The following is a 24,428-nucleotide window of genomic DNA, read 5'->3' as shown; positions in this document are numbered from 1 at the left end:
ATTTTAATGAATTTGAATTTTTTACAAAAAAAGCAGCATTTTGGCATACGTAAGTTTTCTATAGGTGTCGTATCTGTTGCCTTAGCAATTAGCTTTAGTGTTGCTGGAGGGCAGGTTGCAGCTGCCCAAGAGGCAAGCCAAACTCCTGTTAGTAGCCAGCAAATGAGTCAGGCAGTAACAGATGATTCAGGTCAAGACCAAACAAGTAATCAGGTTTCAGAGATGGTGGGAACTCAGTTGACAGAACCAGTTCTCACAGAGACTTTGTCTCCAGTAGTTCAGTCTACTCAAACTGATTCTATCGTCTCACAGACCCCAGTTATCCAAGAAAATCAATCAACAACACTCAATCAAGAAAAGGCAAACTCAGTTCAATCCCTGTCGGAAGAGAATGTAAGTGAACCTAGTGTAGGGACAGAAAGTCCTCAAAAAGTTGTTGAAACCCCGATCCAATCTTCTGTAGAGCCAACTACAACAGATCGGGTAGCAGAAACGGCAGCAGTAGGCTCTGCTCCGACCGACCAGCTAGCAGAAGAAGTAGTCCAACCTGTACTTCGTTCAGTACCCATGGCTCGTAGTGTAGCTGCCAATGAAGTTGCTAAATTGCCACTAGATGACCAAGGGGAGCTTATGACCTCTGTCAATGGACAAACAGTTCAGCAGTTTCAAGTGGTTTATTCGGATGGTAGTAGTCAGATAGTCCCTGCGACGACTCAGCCAAGGACAAGTCAGACCAGCGAGGCAGTTACGCAGCAGGTTGCTTCGCTGAAGAATGACTTTGTGGCTGTGACCTACGAATCGCTCTATCCCCACTTGTCTCATCAGGAAAGTTTTCTTGAAAAAACTGCTCTAGAGACAGCCATTCGGAAGGAAAATGGGGGAAGTGCTCTGTCAGCTGACCAGCTGCAGTCTCTCAAGCAGACAGCCTATATGGATATGCTGGATATGAGAGAGAGTTTTGAGCGAGTAAAAGCTAAGATTGAAACGACTCTGACAGGTATTTTTGAGAAATCAAGTCAGGTCAATGTAGAGGATATCCGTCGTAATAAGGAGAAGATTTTAGCAGGTCTTTCCTATCTGGATCGTCAATATTCCTTTGAATTTGGTCAACATCAGGCCCAAGATTTAATCTTGTATCACCCTCAGTTTTTTGGTGGTGGAGGCACCCCCTTAAATACACTTAGTATTTTGAACACTTTAACCTATCGTGATTTGACCTTAGGACAGTCAGCGACTACTTACCAAACCAAACTAGCTCCAATTACAAATCAAGCTGATATTTTCTCCTTTGTGGAGAAGGGAGTAAGCTTGTTTGAACCAGGCAAAACAGGGGAGCAATGGTTTAAGGAGACTAGCAGGGCTCATCTGGCAGAGTCCCAATCTCCATATGGCAATTCCTCGCTCTATCAGAAATTAAAGAGCAATGTACGTCTGAACAACCATTTCATTCCTCTCCTGACCCTACCTACTGATCTTGTATATGCCATTAGCACTTCAAACACAGTCAACTACGGTTTAACGGAATCCTATGTCCGAGCAGGTGACCAGACAGGCTTGGCAACATTTAAAGCTAACTTACAATCCTATGCTGATGATCAGGAAAGCTTTTTGAAATTCTGGCATCGCATCAGTCAGAACAGGGATATTCTAGCCAATCACGAACCGATTATTGTGGTTGACAGTCCGCAGAAACTAGGGACAGCTGCTCAGCGTGTTCAAGAACTTTATTCACCAAAATATGGTTCAGGAGTTTTAGAAGGGGTCGAGAAATTCATTAGACCGCTCAACCTTTATGCCAACTTTTTACAAGCTGATGGTCAGGCCAATGGAAAGACTTCCATTAATCTCTTTTTGAAAAAATCCCTGTCTGAGGCAGGTCAGTCTGTCTATACCCATGAATTGACCCATATGTTTGATAAGAACGTTTGGTTAAATGGCTATGATAGACGAGCTGGCCAGTTACAAGAAGTTTTTGCCAGAGGAATGTTTGAGTCCATGGATGTTGCTAAAACACCCTATCAAGACCCAAGCTTTATTATCAATACAGCCTATCGTATGGGGGAGAATCGGACACAAAATGCTAGTCCAGACCGTTTCCAAACAAGTGATGACCTCAAGACCTATATGCAGGGTATCTTGGACGTCTTGTACACTTTAGACTACGCAGAAGCTCAGTCTATCTTGGGGCAGATACCTGAAGACAGGGCGGTCCTACTTAATCAGCTGAGCCTTGTCGCAAGTGCTAATGGTGGTCAGACAGATCAAGCTCAACCAATTTCGAGAGATTTAGCAGCAGGTTTGCAATCTGTCCATGATTTTGTAGATAAGCAATTGATTTCAGGTCGCTACAAGTTTGATGGTCTCAATACCACAGGAACAGCTCGGACTAATTCTTACTACACCATTCCTCTCTTTGAGCCTGTCTATGCAGGTCTGCAAAACAATGCAGGAACAGTAGGTGACATTAGTTTTAGAAGAAATGCCTATGATATTCTGGGAGAATATGGTTATGAAAAAGGAATGGTAGCCTATGTTTCTGGCCAATATGTCAATGATCAGGCAGCTTTGAATGCCATTATGCCAGAATATGGAGGAGACCTAGCAACCTTTAAGAAGGCCATGTTTGACCGTCGCATTGCCAAGGTTACTGAGCTAAAATCCACTAGTGTAGCCAGCGATTTCACTGCTATTCAGAGTTTGATGGATGTGGCCATTGCCAAAGATTTGCAACAGATGAAACTTAATGCAACCAACAGGGTAGCCTTGTCAACTAGAGTTTCAGCTGTTCAAGAATTGAAAAAGAGCATCTTCCAGGCTTATTTGAAGGATACAGATGACTTCCGTTCAAGTATTTATCAAGAAGTTCAGGCGCGTGACCTCTATGTTACTCAAGGGGATGAACAATCCAGAGACGGTCAAGGAACGGAAGCTAATCCATATCATAGCTTGACTTATGCACTTTCTCAAGCTAGGGATGGTGATACCATCAAATTGGTAAGTGATGTTCAACATCGTCAAGAAACGCCTTTCCTTATCAATAAGGCGGTCACAATTGATGGTCAAGGGCATCGCCTCACCTTCCGAGGTCCAAATGTAGAATTGGGTAATGATGTAACCTTTGCCAACATGACGCTGAATATGATTGTGGATGCCAGTCAACAAGCAACAATCTATGCCAATGGTTACCATTTGACCTTTGATAGAGTTTCTACAACCATAAGTCAAGCTCAAAGCAATCTCCGTCCAAGCCTGGTTGCCGGCTCTCGTACGGGCGATCCAGCAGGAAATCATGGGCAAATCACTATTACCAACGGAAGTTCAGATACACGATTTAACACAATCTACGCAGGAAATGCAGATTCAGCAAGCAACATTCCTGTGACGATTTCAATCCTGTCGGATTTTGTCAATGCCGATCAAGGTATTAAACTGTCAGGTGTTAATGGGGAGCTTGTTGAGGGACCAGTGTCTGTTATTTCAAAATCTAGTAGTTTGAAATCCATAGATGGAAGTGCGAGTTTAGACAATACTGTTACCATTGATACTGCACGTGTTTATGGTCTTAACTTACAAAATATCCAAAGTCTCTCACTAGTTAATCGGGCAGACGTGACCTTGTCTGAACAAGTAACTGAGATTTCAACTGGTGTAGAACTTGCATCTGGCACGCAGTTGAACATTGCCAATGATCCAGTAACGCTTGGAGAGCTATCTGGTCAAGGAAAGGTTATTGTCCCAGCTACAGCTAGCCTAGCAGTAACAGGTAGCATTGAAGGTACTGTTGAAGTACTTGTTAGAGGATTTGAGCATAATCTAAGTCCTCATGTGAATAAGGTATTCGTGACTGCTGAAGGTGGCTTTGCAGATACTGTTCGAATTGCCTTGGAAAACCAATCGGACCGTTTTAGCTTGAGCAATGAGGGAATCTCCTATCGTTTAACAGAGTCGACACAGACACCACAAGATATCCAAATCAACCTCCGTTTCAAAGATGGTGAAACGGTTGTCAAGGAAGAAAGCTTGACCTTGCCAGCCGGTTCCTCTGTGACAGATTTGGCTGCTCGTTTGCCTCAACCAGCCCAAGGACATTATGAAATTGCATCAAGTTTTGACCAGACTCAATTAAACAATATCCAAACTTCTAAGACAATTGAGATTCCATTGGAATTGGTCAAAGTATTCGATAAAACTGCTATTACTACTCTTGAATTGGTGACTTCACCGACCAAACTTGACTATCGCCCAGCAGACACGATAGACTTGTCAGGTCTTCAAGTGAGACTGGTGGACAATCAAGGTCTGTCCAAAACTATTACTCCAGACCAATTTGGTGAGTACGGTGTGGAATTGGTGCCTGTTAATCTGACACCACAAGTGACCGGTCTTCAAGTTCGTAAGGACAATCATGAGTTGGCTATCCCAATTCGGGTTAACCCATGGAAAGCAGATGTCTATGCAGTTACTGTTGGGGAGAAGCATGTTTATGAGACGGATGATAATCTGACTGCGGTAGAAACTGCTATTTTGGCCAAGGTTCAGGTTGATGCCCAAGCAGGTCCTGTTGAAAAGAGCTTTGTAAACCCTCTTCCAACTACTCTTGGCGAACACAGCATACCAGTCCTTGTCAAATATGATGATGGTAGTCAGAAGCGAGTATTTGTTCAGGTAGTTGTTCAACACACAGCTAATGGTGAAGGCGTAACACATGAATTGCCGCAAGGTGTTCTTCCACCGCTAGAAACAGCCAAAGGTGAAGGCGTTACACATGAATTGCCGCAAGGTGTTCTTCCACCGTTAGAAACAGCCAAAGGCGAAGGCGTAACACATGAATTGCCGCAAGGTGTCCTTCCACCATTAGAAACAGCCAAAGGCGAAGGTGTCACACATGAATTGCCGCAAGGTGTCCTTCCACCGTTAGAAACAGCTAAAGGCGAAGGCGTTACACATGAATTGCCAGAAGGAGTTCTTCCACCGTTAGAAACAGCTAAAGGTGAAGGCGTTACCCATGAATTGCCGCAAGGAGTTCTTCCACCGCTAGAAACAGCCAAAGGTGAAGGCGTTACACATGAATTGCCAGAAGGAGTTCTTCCACCGCTAGAAACAGCCAAAGGTGAAGGCTTTACCCATGAACTGCCAGAGGGAGTTCTTCCACCGCTAGAAACAGCTAAAGGCGAAGGCGTTACACATGAATTGCCGCAAGGTGTCCTTCCACCGTTAGAAACAGCCAAAGGCGAAAGCGTTACCCATGAATTGCCACAAGGTGTTCTTCCACTGCTAGAAACAGCTAAAGGCGAAGGTGTTACCCATGAATTGCCACAAGGTGTTCTTCCGCCGTTAGAAACAGCTAAAGGCGAAGGTGTTACCCATGAATTGCCGCAAGGTGTCCTCCCACCGCTAGAAACAGCCAAAGGCGAAGGTGTCACACACGAATTGCCACAAGGCGTTCTTCCACCGCTAGTAACAGCTAAAGGGGAATCATTACTCTTTGATAGACCGATACTGACGGTTGATGAGATGGTGAGACGATTGACTACAGGGCAGAGTTTGTCGAAAGGAATTCTGGTAGATATTGAGAATAGTTCAAATCCAGCTGCAAAAGAAAAGGTAGCCCCAGTATTTTCAGTAAGATCTAGAATAGGGACGAATGGACAGTTACCTGCTACGGGTGATAAAAATAATAATCTAGCCTTGCTTGGCATCCTGTCCGCAATCTGTCAAATCATATTTTTGAAGGTTCGAAGAAAGTCTGATCTAGCTATTTTTACAGATAGGAAGAAAAAGTAGGACTTGTTGCGAAATCTGATTTTAAAGTGAAATCTAGTTTTGACTAGGTTTCACTTTTTTTGTCGTATCGTACCTGGTACTATTCATTATGAGTACATCTATGGAAAATTTCTGCTGTACTGTCTAGTTTGGGAAGGGGTCTAATCTCAGGTATGTTCTCAAGGTAGGAGATTAGTTCCATACTGGTAAAAATAGTAATCTGATTCAATACATACAATACATCAATTTTTTGAAAAGTACGTTGATATATTATATAATTATTAGTAGTAATGAGTGATAGAAAAAATATTGGAGGAGAGTGCAATGGGAATGGATGTTGTTCAGATGAAATACTTTAAGGCAATTGTTGATTCCAATTGTAATCTTTCGTTAGCTGCACGAAAGATACATATTAGTCAATCAGCACTTAGCCAGTTCGTCACACAGTTCGAGCAAGCGGAAGGTGTGCAGTTGTTTACCAGAAAAAATGGTAGGTTAGTTTCTCTAACGGATATTGGAGAAACAGTTTTTCGCTATGCAACAGAAATTGTTTCACTTTATCAAAAAATGCAGGAACAGATTGAAAAAGCTTCGAGGAAAAATTGTCCGACCATTCGATTTGGTGTTCCTTCTGTATATTTACGAGCATATTTTTCATCGTCTTTTCTAAATTTTTTTAAGGATTATCCTGGTATAAATGTACAAATATCAGAGGGGAGTAGCTTAGTCCTGAGGGAACGTTTTTTAGAGAATGAGCTAGAGTTTGTTGTGTTGACTGAACCAGTTCAGCTGGATAAGAGATATTATGAAAAACAACATATCCTAGAGGATGAGTACATTGTAGTTGTTTCTTTAGACCACCCCTTAGCGGAATTAGGTCTGTTAGAATGGAAAGATTTGCTTCCGTATAACATTACCACTTTGGATCAACATTATTCATGTTATCAAGCAATCGTAAAGAAGGTAAAAAAAGAGCGATTGGATTTGACCATGTCCTGTCTATCCTCCTCGTGGGATTTTATTATCGAAATGACCAAGGCAGGAGGCATGGTTGCCATCCTGCCTAGACCGATTGAAAATTTTATTGATAAAGCTTTTCATAGAGTCATTCGTTTTAGAGATCCCTTAAAGTTTGGTATCAGTATTTGTAGATCGAAGACTTCTAAAAACAATCATTTTGAATCCCTGGTTTTTGATGAATTTTTGAGGGGCTACGAACTTATGAGTGAAGATAGTCAGGGATAGAGTTGAATTATAGCTGTTTTTTGAACATCTGGATGAATTGGCTCATGTATTATAGAGAATACATCAGGTGCTAGGTTTATTGGCACCTGTTTTTTATGGAAGGCACAAGAATATTGTGATTATTTGAAAAAAATCAAACAGTATATTTTTACAAATCTCTTGTTTTCTAATTCTATTTCAAATGGTATAATTTATTAAGAATTAGAGGTATACATGTTAGTTATTGGACAGATTGAGACATTAAAAAAAGATAAGTTAGGTCCCTTGACCGTTCTATGCGGTGAGGATGTTGGACAATATCAGATTGCAAAGGATCTATTGTTGCGACAGATTGATTTCGATCCTTCAGTTCTTGCATTTGCCTATTTTGACATGTCAGAAGCTGACTACCGTCAGGTAGATTTGGATTTGGTTTCTCTCCCATTTTTCTCAGACGAAAAAGTTGTCATACTGGATTATTTTTCTGATTTGACTACAGACAAGAAGCGACATTTGACGGACGAAGAGCTCAAGCAGTTTGAGGCCTATTTGGAAAAACCAGTTGACACAACACGTTTGATTATCCTAGCCCCAGGAAAGCTGGATAGCAAGCGTCGCTTGGTAAAACTCATCAAGCGAGATGGTCTGGTCTTGGAAGCTAATCCCTTGAAGGAAGCGGACTTGCGACAGTATTTCCAGAAGGAGCTTGGTCGACTAGGTTTGAATATGGATGGAGATGTCTTTCAATATCTCCTTGGAAAATCAAATTTTGAGTTTGCTGAAATCAGTAAAAATCTAGCCTTCTTGCAGTCTTATAAAGGACAAGAGTTGATTACTATGGCAGATATTGATGCTGCTATTCCAAAGACCTTACAGGATAATATTTTTGACTTGACACAAATGGTACTCCAGTCCAAAATGGATGAGGCCCGTCAGCTTGTGCGTGATTTACGATTACAGGGTGAAGATGAAATCAAACTAATCGCCATAATGTTGACCCAATTTCGGACGTATTTACAGGTCCAGATTCTTCATGAACAGGGCAAGAGTGAGTCGCAAATGGTGGCAGAATTGTCAGAAATCATGGGACGGAAAGTCAATCCTTATCAGATCAAATTTGCTCTGCGCGATTCACGCTATTTATCCATTGGATTTTTGAAAAAAGTTGTTCGATTATTGATAGAAACGGATTATCAAATCAAGACAGGACGGTTTGATAAGGATTACTTGTTTGATCTTACATTGTTAAAAATTGCAACGAGTTAAGTGTCTGTTTAGTAGTTTCAGACAAAAAAATTGAAAAGGCTCTCAAATTGGAGTAAAATAAGAATATCAATTAGTATAGGAGAACAAAGAAATGGCAATTATTTTACCAGACCTACCATACGCATACGATGCCTTGGAACCACATATTGATGCAGAAACAATGACCCTTCACCACGACAAGCACCATGCAACTTATGTTGCAAATGCTAATGCAGCCCTTGAAAAACACCCAGAAATCGGTGAAGACTTGGTAGCACTATTGTCAGATGTGGAGCAAATTCCAGCTGATATCCGTCAAGCCCTTATCAACAACGGTGGCGGTCACCTTAACCATGCACTTTTCTGGGAATTACTTTCACCAGAAAAAACAGAAATTTCAGCTGAATTAGCAGCAGATATTGATGCGACCTTCGGTTCATTTGATGCCTTCAAAGATGCCTTCACGACTGCAGCAACAACTCGCTTTGGTTCAGGCTGGGCTTTCTTGGTTGTCAATAAAGAAGGCAAATTGGAAGTTATCTCAACTGCTAACCAAGATACCCCAATCATGCAAGGCTTGAAACCAATCTTGGCATTGGACGTTTGGGAACATGCATACTACCTCAACTACCGAAACGTTCGTCCGAACTACATCAAAGCCTTCTTTGAAGTAATCAACTGGAATAAGGTTGATGAGCTTTATAAAGCTGCCAAATAATAACGTGCTCTTCCTAGAGGAAGAGTTTTTTTTTTTTTTTGAGTCATTTCGAGCTTTCTTTTATAACAGAAGTTGAGATTCCATTTTTCTAGAATTATTAACTTGTTCCATGTATATTAGAACAATTGGAACCGAATTTGAAATAATGTTCACATTTTCTACCCATTTCTGAATAAATGTAATTAAATGCTTGAAAAATAATGTTTTAATGGTAAAATATCATTATTAGATTTGGATAAAGTCAATTTTTAGTTTAGTAGATTTTTTGCATAATCTTGGTCTAATCTATCAAGATATAGGAGGAAAGCATGCATAAAGTTAATCGAAAATCGTTCAATTGGTACGGAATGAGACAACATTTTTCAATTCGTAAATACCATTTTGGAGCTGCCAGTGTCTTACTTGGTATGTCTTTGGCTCTGGGTGCTGGAGTACAGGTGGCACAAGCTGAAACAAATGCTGCAGCATCTGAAACAGCGACTGTAGCTTCAACAACAGCAACATCAACCAGCTCAGAAGCTACTGTTGCAGAAACAGTAGCAACAGCGACTGAAACTGCTACAACTTCGACAGCAGCCTCATCTACAGAAGCTTCAACTACTGAAACAGTAGCAACTGCTACAAGTACAGAACGTACTGCAACTATCAACTACATTGTTCAATATGTGTTGGAAGATGGTACTGTAGTACAAGCAGATGTTAAAACAACAATTGTAAATACAACTGAAGCAACTGCTAAAACAAACTTAGATGTAGCGATATCAGTACCTGCAGGTTACGAATTGGCAACAGGTCAAACAGCGGCTGTGACTCAAGAAGTAACAGAAGGTGCTGCAAACGTGGTTACTGTAAAAGTTGCTAAGACAGCTGAAGTAACAACTACAACAGCAACTATGGAGTCAGCTACAACAACCACTGCAACAAGTGAAACAGCAACAGCCTCAAGTGAAGTAGTTGCTGAAGCAGTAAAAACTCCAGCAACTGTTGAAGAAGCGAAAGTTGTTCTTGAACAAGTCATCTCTGAAGCAGAAGTATTGGCTAATGAAGCTGAACGTCTTGTTGCAGCATCAGATAGCGACAACACTGCTTTGAAATCCGCAGCTGCAGCAACAAAATTGACTGCTACAGAAGCAACAGCAATATTGAACGCTTCAGCAGCAACACTTGATTCTGTAAATGCACAAATTGATGCCATTCGGATAAATGTAGAGGTTTTAGTTTTTGAACTAAGGAAGTTTTTAGCAACAGATTCCATTCAAATAGCATTAAATACTACTGGAACTGCCAGCGCATCCAATCTTGTGACAGGCACTTTTAAAAAAGGAAATGAGGTGCTAATTACCTCTCAGTCAAGTAATGATGAAATGAAAGTTTCAGTACAGGGGACAGATGTAAAATATGATAATATGCGTATTGAGTATATTATCGAAGAAGATGGCGTACAAATCCAATTACCCGCAAGCGGTTCCTTAATTAAACTTTCCGGCTTTAACAATGCAGTACCTGTCTACAATGCAACGTCAAATAGTTACACATTGCAGGTAGGTAATTTGATATCAGGTTCTGATATTACCATACCATTGTCGTTCGTCGCACCAAACGGTACCGTTAATGGTAAATCAATAAAAGTTATAGCGAAGGTACTGGATTCAAGTGGTCTTGTTTATGGTACTGGTGAAAAAACAGTAACTTGGAATGCCATTGAAACTGCAACAATTACTTCTACAATTGCTCAAAATACATTTGGATTTGCAGATGATGGTTCAGCAATCGCTGGAATACGTGACCAAAATGGGGTTGTTCAAGCACGTTCAGCACGTTCCTATGTTTTAACTTTAGATGAAACAACCAAATCAGCCATTAAGGCAATCACGGATGTGTCAGGTGTTAATATCACAACGGCTGGGTCATTGCCAAAGGATTCTGTAGTTCGAGTATACTATGATAAAGATAATTTCAAACCCGTCACTAGTGGCAATGTGTCGCTAACAAGGGGAACAAACCAATCTGGACGTATTATTAATGAAACCGAAGGGTATATTGAATATCCAATTGGTCCTTCAGGTACTCTACATGAGATTGAACAAGAAGTTAAGGGATTTTATCTCGTTTATACAGGGAATGCGGAGACTATTCCTGATACTGTATTAACGACTCGAGTTATTGAAGGAGGAACTAATCAAGTATTAGCAGAGACAACATCGAGTCATACAAATTCATGGGTCACGAGAGAAGTTCCAACAGGTGTTATTGGAGTCAATACTCGAATTGATACGGGGTATACTCTGAACTATGCAGCAGGGACAACCACAGGAATCTCCATGGCTGATAATGCGGCTGGACGAAACGATAATAGCAGTACGACTTCTTTCGGTACTTCATATAAAGGTGAGTCAATGGGTACTGAAGTGACTAAACCATTGGCAACTGGTCAAACGACTCAATTTCGCAGAGGAACTCGTGATACGGGTATCGTGAATACCGTTGATCGTGTATCGGTTGATGTTGCGAAGCAACAAGATGGAGATATGCTAGATTACTTTACCAAGACAAATGTTGTAATTGGTAATGTCGATGTCCTAACTTTGATGGATAATAGAGATGCAATTGTGTATTACATCAATAATTCTGGTGTTCGGATAAATCTTGGTAGTCTAGGCGATTTTGCAAATGAAACAGGGGTTACGAGTAATAGAAAATCTGTTAGTATATCAGATACGGTAGCAACTGTTGGTATTGATTTTACTGGAACATCGGGTGCTTTTTATCAGTCACTTGATATTGAGATGATTCAGTTATCTGAAAGCATCGATTATAAAGTTACTGATGTGGCGACTGGCCATAAGGTAACGGATAGGACCATAGTTACTCCTGAACTCAATGATTATAGCTACACGGCACAATTGATTCAACGTCAGTCACCTACAGATGAAGCAGTGACCTGGAAGTCAGCTTTTGCAGGATATGCTCAAGAGCAAGTAACAATTAATACACGAATTAGACAGCGTGGTGCTAATAGTACAAACCTTTATGATGGTGATAAAGCGAATTTTACAGGTTCTCTCGAGACTAGTCGAACAGCAGGACTTGTAAATAATATTCCTCTTAATGAAAATGCCTATGTGTATGTTGCTATGGTCGAGGGGCTATCAGTTGATAGTATTGTTCCTGGAACACAGTTATCTACAGATCAATCCACCTATCAAAAATCAATTATTCAAGTTGATGGTCAAAATTATGTAGTTTATAAGATTCCGTTTAAAGAGGGTGTAACATCAGTAATCCCTGGTCAAGCATCTGTGACTGTTAACTATACCATGAATAGTACATATTTTTATGGTAGTCAATCAGATAGTAAGACAACCAACATTTATTATGGATTATCATTTGATAGCATTCCAAGCTTTGTTCATACGGGCGGAACTGATGCATTGGATTTAGATAATGATGGAGATGGTGCAGAGACGGTTTATACTAAGGATGCCACTACTATCATTGGAACTCAGGGGCAGATAACTGGTAAGTCTCCTAAATCCCTTTTTGTATATGATAAATCAAACTATCAAGAAGGCTATTTGTTTGATACGACAGGGGTAGTTGCCGGAGATCCTGTCACTATTCAGGCCCATATTCAGAATAGATCTGATGTAGCTTATAGTGATATGACGGTTATTACAGTCTTGTCAAATACAGAAGATGAGGTTTTTGATGGCTCAAGTTCTCGTGGTAGTCAATTTACCCCTACTTTGAACGGACCTGTCACAGCTCCAGCAGGTTGGAAGGTTTATTATACTACTGACCAACAAGATCCAGGTGAAGCTGGTAATGATTTGACGGGATGGACCGATACGATTACAGACTATTCAACGGTCACTGCCCTTAAATTTGTATCTGATCCTGGAACGACTCTCTCTATTGGTCAAACAATTGCGTTTGAATATGGTTTAGATACTCCTTCAAGTGCAAAATCTGGTCAGCAATTTACGACAACATCAGCGATTGCAATCAATGGTCAGAGTAACTTCTTGGAGGGATATCGCTCGACTGTAGAAATTCTTCGTACATATGGTTCAGTAGTAGTGAAGTATGTAGATATTGATGGAAACTCTCTCCAAGCTGATGTGATCGATATGCCAACTACTAGCCTGACTGGTACAGAGTATGATACTGCTGAACATGCTACAGCGACTATCGTAAGTGGAGGCAAGACATATGAATTAGTTCCTGCTGGTACTTATCCAGTTGGAACTGTGAGTGATAATTCTAATCTTGAAGCGCATACAGATACAACGAATACTTCAGGAATCGAACCAACGACTGGTGAAGTAGGAATTGGCGAGAAGGTTGTAACCTATGTCTATAAAGAGGTTACAGGTTCGGTAGTTGTGAAGTATGTCGATGAAGTTGGCAATCCAATTTCTGGAACAACCGATAAAGGCGTAGTTACACCAAGTACAGTTATTGATACCCCAGAGTCATCAGTTGGGACGGCTTATGATACGGCAACGGATAACAAACCGACTGAAATTACAGTAACAACTGATAGTGGTGAAACGAGACTTTATCGTTTTAAAGAAGTTCAAGTAGGTTCTGCGTCTAAAACTGGTGTGGTTGAGAAAGGTGAGAAGGTTGTCACCTATGTTTATGAACTTGTTACAGGTAATGTAAAAGTTAACTATCAAACACTGGATGGGGAAGAGATTATTCCATCAGTAAATGATGAGATTGATGCTCCAGTTGGTCAAGCATACGACACCAAAGATCAGATTAAAGAGACTATCACAACAGCAGATGGCCGAGTATATAGACGTGTCCCTAGAGCAATTGAGGGAGCAGAAACTGGTAAAGTTATTGAAGGTACAACTGAGGTTACCTATTTCTATGAACTATTAAAAGGTGATGTTCTTGTCAATTATGAGAATACTGAAGGCAAGGTAATCGCACCTCAAGTAGTAGATACCAATGATGCCAATACCGGGTCGGAATACTCTACTACTGATCATAAGCCAAACAAAATCATTGAAGATGCCACTGGAGATGTCTATTACATCTTGCCAACAGATGAAGTAAAAGCAGGCTCGGCATCCGAGACAGGTAAAGTGACACCAGAAACTCAAGAAGTCACTTACATCTACCAAAAAGCTGGTAACGTTGTTGTAAACTACACACTCGCTGATGGTACAGTTATCAAAGATCCTGTTAACGATGAAATAAATCAAAAACCAGGTACTGAGTACAACACAACAGATAACAAACCAGAAACTATCACAACAACTGATGGTAAAGTATATGCTCTTGTTCCAGCAGGTGACTACCCAGTTGGTACAGTAGCAGCAGATAGCAACTTGGCTTCAGGCGCAACTCCAACAGGTACTGTTGAAGCAGGCGTAACTAAAGAAGTAACTTACGTTTACCAAGAAGTGAAATCTGACGTAGTTGTAGAATACTACAACACAGCTGGTGAAGTTATTGCAGCAACTGTAGTTGATGAAGATGACAAGTCTGTTGGTACTGTCTACAACACAGATGAAGACAATCGTCCAGAAACTATCACAACAGCAGATGGCACAGTTTACTACTACAAAGAAGTGAAAGACTCTTCTGCACCAACAACTGGTAAAGTAGCAGAAACTACAACAACAGTTCAGTACGTTTACGAAAAAGCAGGCTCAGTCAATGTTAACTATGTAGATGTAAATGGTACTGAAATCAAGGCAGATGTATTGGATGTTGAAAACGGACAACCAGGTTCTAACTACGATACACTTGCGGACAACCGTCCAGATACAATTGTTGCTACAGATGGTAAGACCTATAAACTTGTTCCAGAAGGTGACTACCCAGCTGGTACAGTAGCAGCAGACAGCAACCTGGCTTCGGGGGATGCTCCAACTGGTGCAGTTGAAGCAGGACTAACTAAAGAAGTCACTTACGTTTACCAAGAAGTAAAAGGTAACGTTATCGTTAACTACGTTGATGAAAATGGTAACCGAATCTCTGGTATTACTGATGCAGGCACAGAAACTGCAAGCACAGTTGAAGACACACCAGAAAGCTCAACAGGCACTGAGTACAATACGACTGACCTTCGTCCAAACACCATCACAACTGCAGACGGTAAGATCTACAAACTTGTTCCATCTGCTATCCCAGCAAACGAAACAGGTAAGGTTGTAGAAGGTACGACAGAAGTAACCTATGTGTACAAATTGGTACAAGGTGATGTTGTTGTTCACTATGTAGATACAGAAGGCAACACAATCGCTAAAGATGTGACAGATACTAAAGTGTCTGACACAGGTACAGCTTACGATACAACAGATAACAAACCAAACAAAATCGTTAATGACGAAACAGGCGATGTATACTATATCTTGCCAACTGATGAAGTAAAAGCAGGTGATAAGGAAACTGGTAAAGTTGTGGAAGGTACGACTGAAGTTACATACATCTACCAAAAAGCTGGTAATGTTGTCGTGAACTACACATTGGCTGATGGTACAGTCATCAAAGATCCAGTTAACGATGAGACTAACCAAGAGCCAGGTTACGACTACAACACAGCAGATAACAAGCTAGAAACCATCACAACAACTGATGGCAAAGTCTACAAACTTGTTCCAACAGCAACAATCGGTAACGAAACTGGTGATGTTGAAGCTGGTAAGACTATCGAAGTAACTTACATCTACGAAGAAGTTAAGTCTGACGTTGTAGTTGAGTACTACGATACAGAAGGCAACTCAATTTCAGGTACTGAAACAGATAACGCAACATCTGTAGTGGATACAGAAGACGCTTCAGTTGGTACAGCCTACAATACAGACGATAAGAAACCAGCAACGATCACAGCAGCGGACGGCACAGTTTACTACTACAAAGAAGTGAAAGATACTTCTGCACCAACAACAGGTAATGTAGCAGAAACGACTACAACTGTTCAGTATGTTTACGAAAAAGCTGGTGACGTTATTGTTCACTACATTACGACAGACGGTACTCCTATTTCAGGTGTAACCAATACTGGTTCAGTAATAGCAAGTACTGTTGATGATACTGTAAATGGTAAACCAGGTTCGACTTACGATACAAGTGACCTACGCCCAACAACCATCACTACTGATGAAGGTAAGACCTATGAGTTGGTCCCAGCAGCAACAATCGGTAACGAAACTGGTGACGTTGAAGCTGGTAAGACAACAGAAGTCACTTATGTCTACAAAGAAGTGAAAGGTTCAGTCGTTGTTAACTATGTGACAACTGATGGCACTGTTCTTCAAGCGCCTGTGACAGACACACCAGAAACTTCAACAGGTACAGGCTACGACACAACTGATGTTAAACCAGAAACAATCACAACTGCTGATGGTAAGACATACAAACTTGTTCCAACCCTTACTCAAGGTTCTGAAACAGGTGACGTTGTTCCAGGTGTAACGGAAGTAACTTATGTGTACGAAGAAGTCAAGGGTGATGTTGTTGTTAACTATGTAAACACTGCTGGCGAAGTCATTGCTTCACAAGTAGTTGATACGAAGACAACTTCAACAGGTACAGACTACGACACAACTGATAACAAGCCAGCTAAGATCACAACTGAAGATGGCACAGTTTACTACTACAAAGAAGTAGATGCAACTTCAGCTGCTGAAACTGGTAAAGTTGTAGAAGGTACTACTGAAATCACTTACGTTTACGAGCAAGCTGGTTCTGTAACAGTTAACTATGTAACAACTGACGGTACAGTAATCAAATCTCCAGTTAAGGATGAAGAGAATGCTGAACCAGGTAAGACATACTCAACTGAAGACAACAAACCAACTACAATCACAACAGAAGACGGTAAGACTTACAAGCTTGTTCCAAACGCAACTACAGGCGAAGAAAACGGAACAATCACTTCTGGTGAAGACAAGCAAGTCACTTACGTTTACGAAGAAGTGAAAGGTAACGTTGTTGTTGAGTACTACAACACTGCAGGTGAGAAGATTGCTACTGATGTTGAGGACACTCCTGCATCATCAACAGGTACAGCCTACACAACTCTTGATAACAAACCAGCGACTATCACAGCAGCTGACGGTACAGTTTACTACTACAAAGAAGTGAAAGACTCTTCTGCACCAACAACTGGTAAAGTAGCAGAAACAACAACAACTGTTCAATACGTTTACGAACAAGCTGGTAACGTAGTTGTTAACTACATCACTGAAGATGGCACACCACTCTTTGGTACAACAAATACTGGTGCTACAACAGCAAGCACAGTTGATGATACTAAAGATGGTAAACCAGGTTCAACATACGATACAACTGACTTGAAACCAACAACAATTACTACTGATGATGGTAAAACTTATGAGTTGGTTCCAGCATCTACAGTTGGTGATGAAACTGGTACTGTAGAAGCAGGTGTAACTAAAGAAGTAACTTATGTCTACAAAGAAGTGAAAGGTTCAGTTGTTGTAAATTACATCTCAACAACTGGTGAAGAATTACAAGCACAAGTAGTAGATACACCAGAATCTTCAACAGGTACAGGCTACGACACAACAGATGTGAAACCAGAAACCATCACAACTAAAGATGGTCGCACATTCAAGTTGGTTCCTAAAATGACTCAAGGTTCTGAAACAGGTGATGTTGTTCCAGGTGTAACGGAAGTAACTTATGTGTACGAAGAAGTTAAGGGTGACGTTGTTGTTAACTATGTAAACACTGATGGCAAAGTCATTGCTTCACAAGTAGTGGATACGAAGACAACTTCAACAGGTACAGACTACGACACAACTGATAACAAACCAGCTAAGATCACAACTGAAGATGGTACAGTTTACTACTACAAAGAAGTAGACGCAGCTTCAGCTACTGAGACTGGTAAAGTTGTAGAAGGCACTACTGAAATCACTTACGTTTACGAGCAAGCTGGTTCTGTAACAGTTAACTATGTAACAACTGACGGTACAGTAATCAAATCTCCAGTTAAGGATGAAGAGAATGCTGAACCAGGTAAGACATACTCAACTGAAGACAACAAACCAACTACTATCACAACAGAAGACGGTAAGACTTACAAGCTTGTTCCAAACGCAACTACAGGCGAAGAAAACGGAACAATCACTTCTGGTGAAGACAAGCAAGTCACTTACGTTTACGAAGAAGTGAAAGGTAACGTTGTTGTTGAGTACTACAACACTGCTGGTGAGAAGATTGCTACTGAAGTTGAGGACACTCCTACATCATCACCAGGCACAGCCTACACAACTCTTGATAACAAACCAGAAACTATTACTGCAACTGACGGTACAGTTTACTACTACAAAGAAGTGAAATCTGACTCAGCAGCTGAAACTGGTGATGTTGTTGAAGGTACTACAACAGTTAAGTATGTTTACGAACAAGCTGGTAACGTAGTTGTTAACTACATCACTGAAGATGGTACAGTTATCAAGCAACCTGTGAATGATGAAACAAATGCAGCTCCAGGTAGTGAGTACAACACAACAGATAACAAACCAACTACTATCACTACAGAAGATGGTAAGACTTACGAGTTGATCCCAACAGCTACAATCGGTACTGAAGAAGGTACAGTTGAAGCAGGTAAGACAACAGAAGTCACTTATGTCTACAAAGAAGTGAAAGGTTCAGTTGTTGTTAACTATGTAACTACTGATGGTACAGTTATCCAAGCTCCTGTAACAGACACACCAGAAACTTCAACAGGTACTCCATATGATACAACTGATGTTATGCCAGGAACTATCACTACAGAAGATGGTAAGACATACAAACTTGTTCCAAGCCTCACTAAAGGTTCTGAAACAGGTGACGTTGTTCCAGGTGTAACTCAAGTAACTTATGTTTACGAAGAAGTGAAAGGCGATGTTGTTGTTAACTATGTAAACACTGCTGGCGAAGTCATTGCTTCACAAGTAGTGGATACGAAGACAACTTCAACAGGTACAGCCTACGACACAACTGATAACAAACCAGCTAAGATCACAACTGAAGATGGTACAGTTTACTACTACAAAGAAGTAGACGCAACTTCAGCTACTGAAACTGGTAAGGTTGTGGAAGGCACTACTGAAATCACTTACGTTTACGAGCAAGCTGGTTCTGTAACAGTTAACTATGTAACAACTGACGGTACAGTTATCAAATCTCCAGTTAAGGATGAAGAGAATGCTGAACCAGGTAAGACATACTCAACTGAAGACAACAAACCATCAACAATCACTACTGAAGACGGTAAGACTTACAAGCTTGTTCCAAACGCAACTACAGGCGAAGAAAATGGAACAATCACTTCTGGTGAAGACAAGCAAGTCACTTACGTTTACGAAGAAGTGAAAGGTAACGTTGTTGTTAACTACATCACAACTGACGGTACAGTGATCAAGCAACCAGTTGAAGACACACCATCTACATCAACAGGTACACCGTACGACACAACAGACAACAAACCAACAACAATCACAACAGAAGACGGTAAGACATACCGTATCGTGCCAACTCTTACACAAGGTAAGGAGACTGGTGACGTTGTAGAAGGTACAACATCAATCACTTATGTATACGAAGAAGTGAAAGGTGACGTTGTAGTTGAGTACTACGATACAGAAGGTAACTTGATTTCAGGTCTATCTGACTCAGGTGAAGCTGTAGATACTAAAGAAGTTGATACTCCATCAACATCAACAGGTACAGCATACAACACTGACGAAGACCACAAACCAAACACTATCACAACAGCAGACGGTACAGTTTACTACTACAAAGAAGTGAAAGACACTTCAGCTTCAACAACAGGTGAAGTTGTAGAAGGTACAACAACTGTTCAATACGTTTACGAAAAAGCTGGAAATGTTATCGTTCACTACATCACAGAAGATGGAACAGTGATCAAGGCTACTGTAACAGACGAAGAAAACGCTGAACCAGGTAAGTCTTACACAACAACAGATAACAAACCAACTACTATCACAACAGAAGATGGAACAGTTTACGAATTGGTTCCAAGTGCAACTATCGGTACTGAAAATGGTGAAGTTGAATCTGGTAAGACTACTGAAGTAACTTATGTTTACCGTAAAGTTGAAACTCCAGCAGCTAAGACTGGTAATGTTGTGGTTGAATATTACAATACTGCAGGTGAGAAAATCGCTTCTGATGTTGTAGATACACCAGAAACAACAACTGGAACTGTCTATGAAACATTTGATTTCAAACCAGTAACAATCACAAAAGATGGAGTGACATACTTCTACAAAGAAGTGAAAGACACATCAGCTGCTGAGAAAGGTACTGTTGTTGAAGGTACTACAACTGTTCAATACGTTTACGAGCCAGCAGGTTCAGTAACAGTTAACTATGTAACAACTGATGGTACAGTAATCAAATCTCCAGTTAAGGATGAAGAGAATGCTGAATCAGGTAAGACATACTCAACTGAAGACAACAAGCCAACTACAATCACAACTGAAGATGGTAAGACTTACAAACTTGTTCCAAGCTTGACTACTGGTGAAGAAAATGGATCAGTAACTTCAGGCGAAGACAAGCAAGTAACTTACGTTTACGAAGAAGTGAAAGGTGACGTTGTTGTTAACTACATCGACACTGAAGGCAATGTCATCAAAGCACCTGTAACAGATACACCATCTACATCAACAGGTACATCTTACGATACAACAGATAACAAGCCAGAAACAATCACAACTGAAGATGGTACTGAGTACAAACTTGTTCCAGTATTGACTAAGGGTGAAGAAAATGGTTCTGTTGTAGAAGGTACAACGCAAGTAACTTATGTTTACCAAAAAGTAACAACTCCAGCTCCAAATCCAAACGGTAGCGTTGTCGTTAACTATGTGAACACAAATGGTGAAACAATTGCCACATCAGTAAACGACACAACTGATGCGGCTCTTGATACAACTTACGATACAACAGATTTCAAACCAGCAGTTATCAAACACAATGGTGTTACATACTTCTACAAAGAAGTGAAAGCTGGCGATAACGAGTCTGGTAAAGTTGTAGAAGGTACTACAGAAGTAACTTACGTTTACGAGCCAGCAGGTTCAGTAACAGTTAACTATGTAACAACAGACGGTACAGTAATCAAATCTCCAGTTAAGGACGAAGAGAACGCTGAACCAGGTAAGACATACACAACTGAAGATAACAAGCCAACTACAATCACTACTGAAGATGGTAAGACATATAAACTTGTTCCAAGCTTGACTACTGGTGAAGAAAATGGATCAGTAACTCCAGGCGAAGACAAGCAAGTAACTTACGTATACGAAGAAGTGAAAGGTAACGTTGTTGTTAACTACATCGACACTGAAGGCAATGTCATCAAAGCATCTGTAACAGATACACCACCTACATCAACAGGTACATCTTTCGATACAACAGATAACAAGCCAGAAACAATCACAACTGATGATGGTACGGAGTACAAACTTGTTCCAGTATTGACTAAGGGTGAAGAAAATGGTTCTGTTGTAGAGGGTACAACGCAAGTAACTTACGTATACCGTAAAGTATCTAGTGCAGTTAAATCTCCTGTAACCAACCACGTTGATGAGAATGGTAAGTCTATTTCACCTCAAGAAGATGGCACTAAACCAAATACATCAATTCCAGGTTATGAGTTTACAGGTAAGACTACTGTTGACGAAGATGGCAATGTGACTCACGTTTACCGTAAAGTAACACCTAAAGGTACAGTTGTCGTGAACTATATCACTGAAGATGGTACAGTTATCTCAACTCCAGTAACAGATACACCATCATCAGATGTAGACACACCATACGACACAACAGATAATAAGCCAGGTACAATCACATTTAACGGTGAAGAATACGAACTTGTTCGAGTTGACGGTACTGAAAATGGTACAGTAGTCGAAGGTGAAACTGTAGTAACTTACGTATACCGTAAAGTAACACCTGCTACGAAAGTAGTAACTAACCACGTTGACGAAGAAGGCAATGTTATCTCACCACAAGAAGATGGCACTACACCAAACAAAGGTACGTCAATCCCAGGTTACGAGTTCACAGGTAAGACAACTACTGATGAGAATGGTAATACAACCCACGTTTACCGCAAAGTAACACCTACTAAGAAAGTAGTAACTAACCACGTTGACGAGGAAGGTAATGTTATCTCACCACAAGAAGATGGCACAACACCTAACAAGTCAATTCCAGGATACGAGTTCACAGGTAAGACAACTACAGATGAGAACGGCAATACAACCCACGTTTACCGCAAAGTAACACCTACTAAGAAAGTAGTAACTAACCACGTTGACGAGGAAGGTAAGTCTATTTCACCACAAGAAGATGGCACTAAACCAAATACATCAATTCCAGGCTATGAGTTTACAGGTAAGACTACTGTTGACGAAGACGGCAATGTGACTCACGTTTACCGTAAAGTAACACCTAAAGGTACAGTTGTCGTGAACTATATTACTGAAGATGGTACAGTAATCGCTACTCCAGTAACAGATACACCATCATCAGATGTAGACAAACCATACGACACAACCGATAACAAGCCTGGTACAATCACATTTAATGGTGAAGAATACGAACTTGTTCGTGTTGACGGTACTGAAAATGGTACAGTAGTCGAAGGTGAAACTGTAGTAACTTACGTATACCGTAAAGTAACACCTGCTACGAAAGTAGTAACTAACCACGTTGACGAAGAAGGCAATGTCATCTCACCACAAGAAGATGGCACAACACCAGACAAGTCAATCCCAGGATACGAGTTTACAGGTAAGACAACTATCGATAAAGATGGCAATGTAACTCACATTTACCGTAAAGTATCTCCTAAGGGTACAGTAGTCGTGAACTATGTTACTGAAGATGGTACAGTAATCGCTACTCCTGTTACAGATACACCATCATCAGATGTAGATACACCATACGATACAACAGATAACAAGCCAGATACAATCACATTTAATGGTGAAGAATACGAACTTGTTCGTGTTGACGGTACTGAAAATGGTAAAGTTGTCGAAGGTGAAACTGTAGTAACATACGTATACCGTAAAGTAACACCTGCTACGAAAGTAGTAACCAAGCACGTTGATGAAAATGGTAACCCAATTGCACCACAAGAAGATGGTACAACACCTAACAAGTCAATTCCAGGTTACGAGTTCACAGGTAAGACAACTACAGATGAGAATGGCAATACAACCCACGTTTACCGTAAAGTATCTCCTAAGGGTACTGTAGTCGTGAACTATGTCACTGAAGATGGTACAGTAATCGCTACTCCAGTAACAGATACACCATCATCAGATGTAAACACACCATACGACACAACAGATAACAAACCAGGTACAATCACATTTAACGGTGAAGAATACGAACTTGTTCGAGTTGACGGTACTGAAAACGGTACAGTAGTCGAAGGTGAAACTGTAGTAACTTACGTATACCGTAAAGTAACACCTGCTACGAAAGTAGTAACCAACCACGTTGACGAAAATGGCAATGTTATCTCACCACAAGAAGATGGCACTACACCAAACAAAGGTAATTCAATTCCAGGTTACGTCTATGTGAAGACTACAACTGACAGTGATGGTAATACAACTCACGTTTACCGTAAAGTTGTTACAAACCATGTAGATGAAGAAGGAAATGTCATCGCACCACAGGAAGATGGCACTACTCCGGATCATTCTATCCCAGGATATGAGTTTACAGGTAAAACGATCACTCTTCCAAATGGAGATACGATCCATGTTTACCGTAAGATTCCTACAAATCCTACAAATCCAATAACACCACAACCAGGTACTCCTGAGCCAGGAACTCCAAATCCAGGTCGTCCAGGTACTCCTGTAACTCCAGAGCCAGGTCGTCCAGGAACTCCAGTTCCATCAGCTCCTGCTAAACCAGGACAACCAGCAACTCCAAAAGCAGGTAAAGCCCAATTGCCAAACACAGGTGAAACTTCATCTGCGACAGGTGTGCTTGGTGCAGCTATGCTTGTAGCAGCTCTTGCTATTGCAGGTAAGCGTCGTCGTAACAACGAAGACTAATTGCTAGATAGTTAGAAATCCATTTCTATAAGCACAAAAAAAGTTCCAAAGTCATTCTGACTCTGGAACTTTTTTGTATTTATCGAATTCTAAACTCATGCCAGATTTCAAGTTGAAAGTTCCCAGCTCTACTAGACTGTAGTAGGTAGAAGTCAGCAAACACTATGAGAGATCGAATGGCGGAGCCCACTGAAAATAGTAAGCTCTACTGGTCCACATATACTAATTAAATGAAAAGGCAACAGTTTTATGTACAAAATTTATAAGGTGTTTTTATAAAAGATTGCACTTTTCGTCATGGGTGTTTGGTAAATAAGATTGCTGTGGATGCGACGTTGATTCCACCTTTGAATACAATCCTTGGTATTAAGTGGTAATTTTTC

5 protein-coding genes are annotated in these 24,428 nt (G+C 40.7%); all 5 read left to right on the top strand.

What is annotated here, in order from left to right; all coding sequences use genetic code 11:
* Window positions 1-6 precede the first annotated feature (6 nt).
* Window positions 7-5,784, top strand: a complete 5,778-nt coding sequence (locus tag NF418_RS07370) for a ZmpA/ZmpB/ZmpC family metallo-endopeptidase (protein ID WP_256779048.1) — start codon at window positions 7-9, stop codon at window positions 5,782-5,784.
* 303 nt (window positions 5,785-6,087) lie between these two features.
* A complete protein-coding gene (locus tag NF418_RS07365; RefSeq protein WP_256779047.1) occupies window positions 6,088-7,008 on the top strand; it encodes a LysR family transcriptional regulator in 921 nt (306 codons plus the stop codon).
* 213 nt (window positions 7,009-7,221) lie between these two features.
* Window positions 7,222-8,253, top strand: a complete 1,032-nt coding sequence (holA, locus tag NF418_RS07360) for a DNA polymerase III subunit delta (RefSeq protein WP_256779046.1) — start codon at window positions 7,222-7,224, stop codon at window positions 8,251-8,253.
* Window positions 8,254-8,344: 91 nt separating this feature from the next.
* Window positions 8,345-8,950 (top strand): superoxide dismutase SodA, encoded by a 606-nt coding sequence (gene sodA / locus NF418_RS07355; RefSeq protein ID WP_256779045.1) that lies wholly within the window; start codon window positions 8,345-8,347, stop codon window positions 8,948-8,950.
* A gap of 308 nt (window positions 8,951-9,258) precedes the next feature.
* Window positions 9,259-24,045 carry a MucBP domain-containing protein gene (locus NF418_RS07350; RefSeq protein ID WP_306172692.1) on the top strand — a complete coding sequence of 4,929 codons (14,787 nt, stop codon included), beginning with the start codon at window positions 9,259-9,261 and terminating at the stop codon, window positions 24,043-24,045.
* The last annotated feature ends 383 nt before the right edge of the window (window positions 24,046-24,428 follow it).

It is taken from the genome of Streptococcus suis, assembly GCF_024509555.1.
In the GTDB taxonomy this organism is placed as follows: domain Bacteria; phylum Bacillota; class Bacilli; order Lactobacillales; family Streptococcaceae; genus Streptococcus; species Streptococcus suis_AD.
The sequence above is the reverse complement of the archived record's forward strand: the minus strand, read 5'-3'. Positions and strand labels throughout refer to the sequence as shown.

Bases quoted from the DNA above. Each gene is read 5' to 3' on its own strand.
- NF418_RS07370 (WP_256779048.1), top strand. From the start codon at position 7: ATGAATTTGAATTTTTTACAAAAAAAGCAGCATTTTGGCATACGTAAG.
- NF418_RS07365 (WP_256779047.1), top strand. From the start codon at position 6,088: ATGGGAATGGATGTTGTTCAGATGAAATACTTTAAGGCAATTGTTGAT.
- holA (WP_256779046.1), top strand. From the start codon at position 7,222: ATGTTAGTTATTGGACAGATTGAGACATTAAAAAAAGATAAGTTAGGT.
- sodA (WP_256779045.1), top strand. From the start codon at position 8,345: ATGGCAATTATTTTACCAGACCTACCATACGCATACGATGCCTTGGAA.
- NF418_RS07350 (WP_306172692.1), top strand. From the start codon at position 9,259: ATGCATAAAGTTAATCGAAAATCGTTCAATTGGTACGGAATGAGACAA.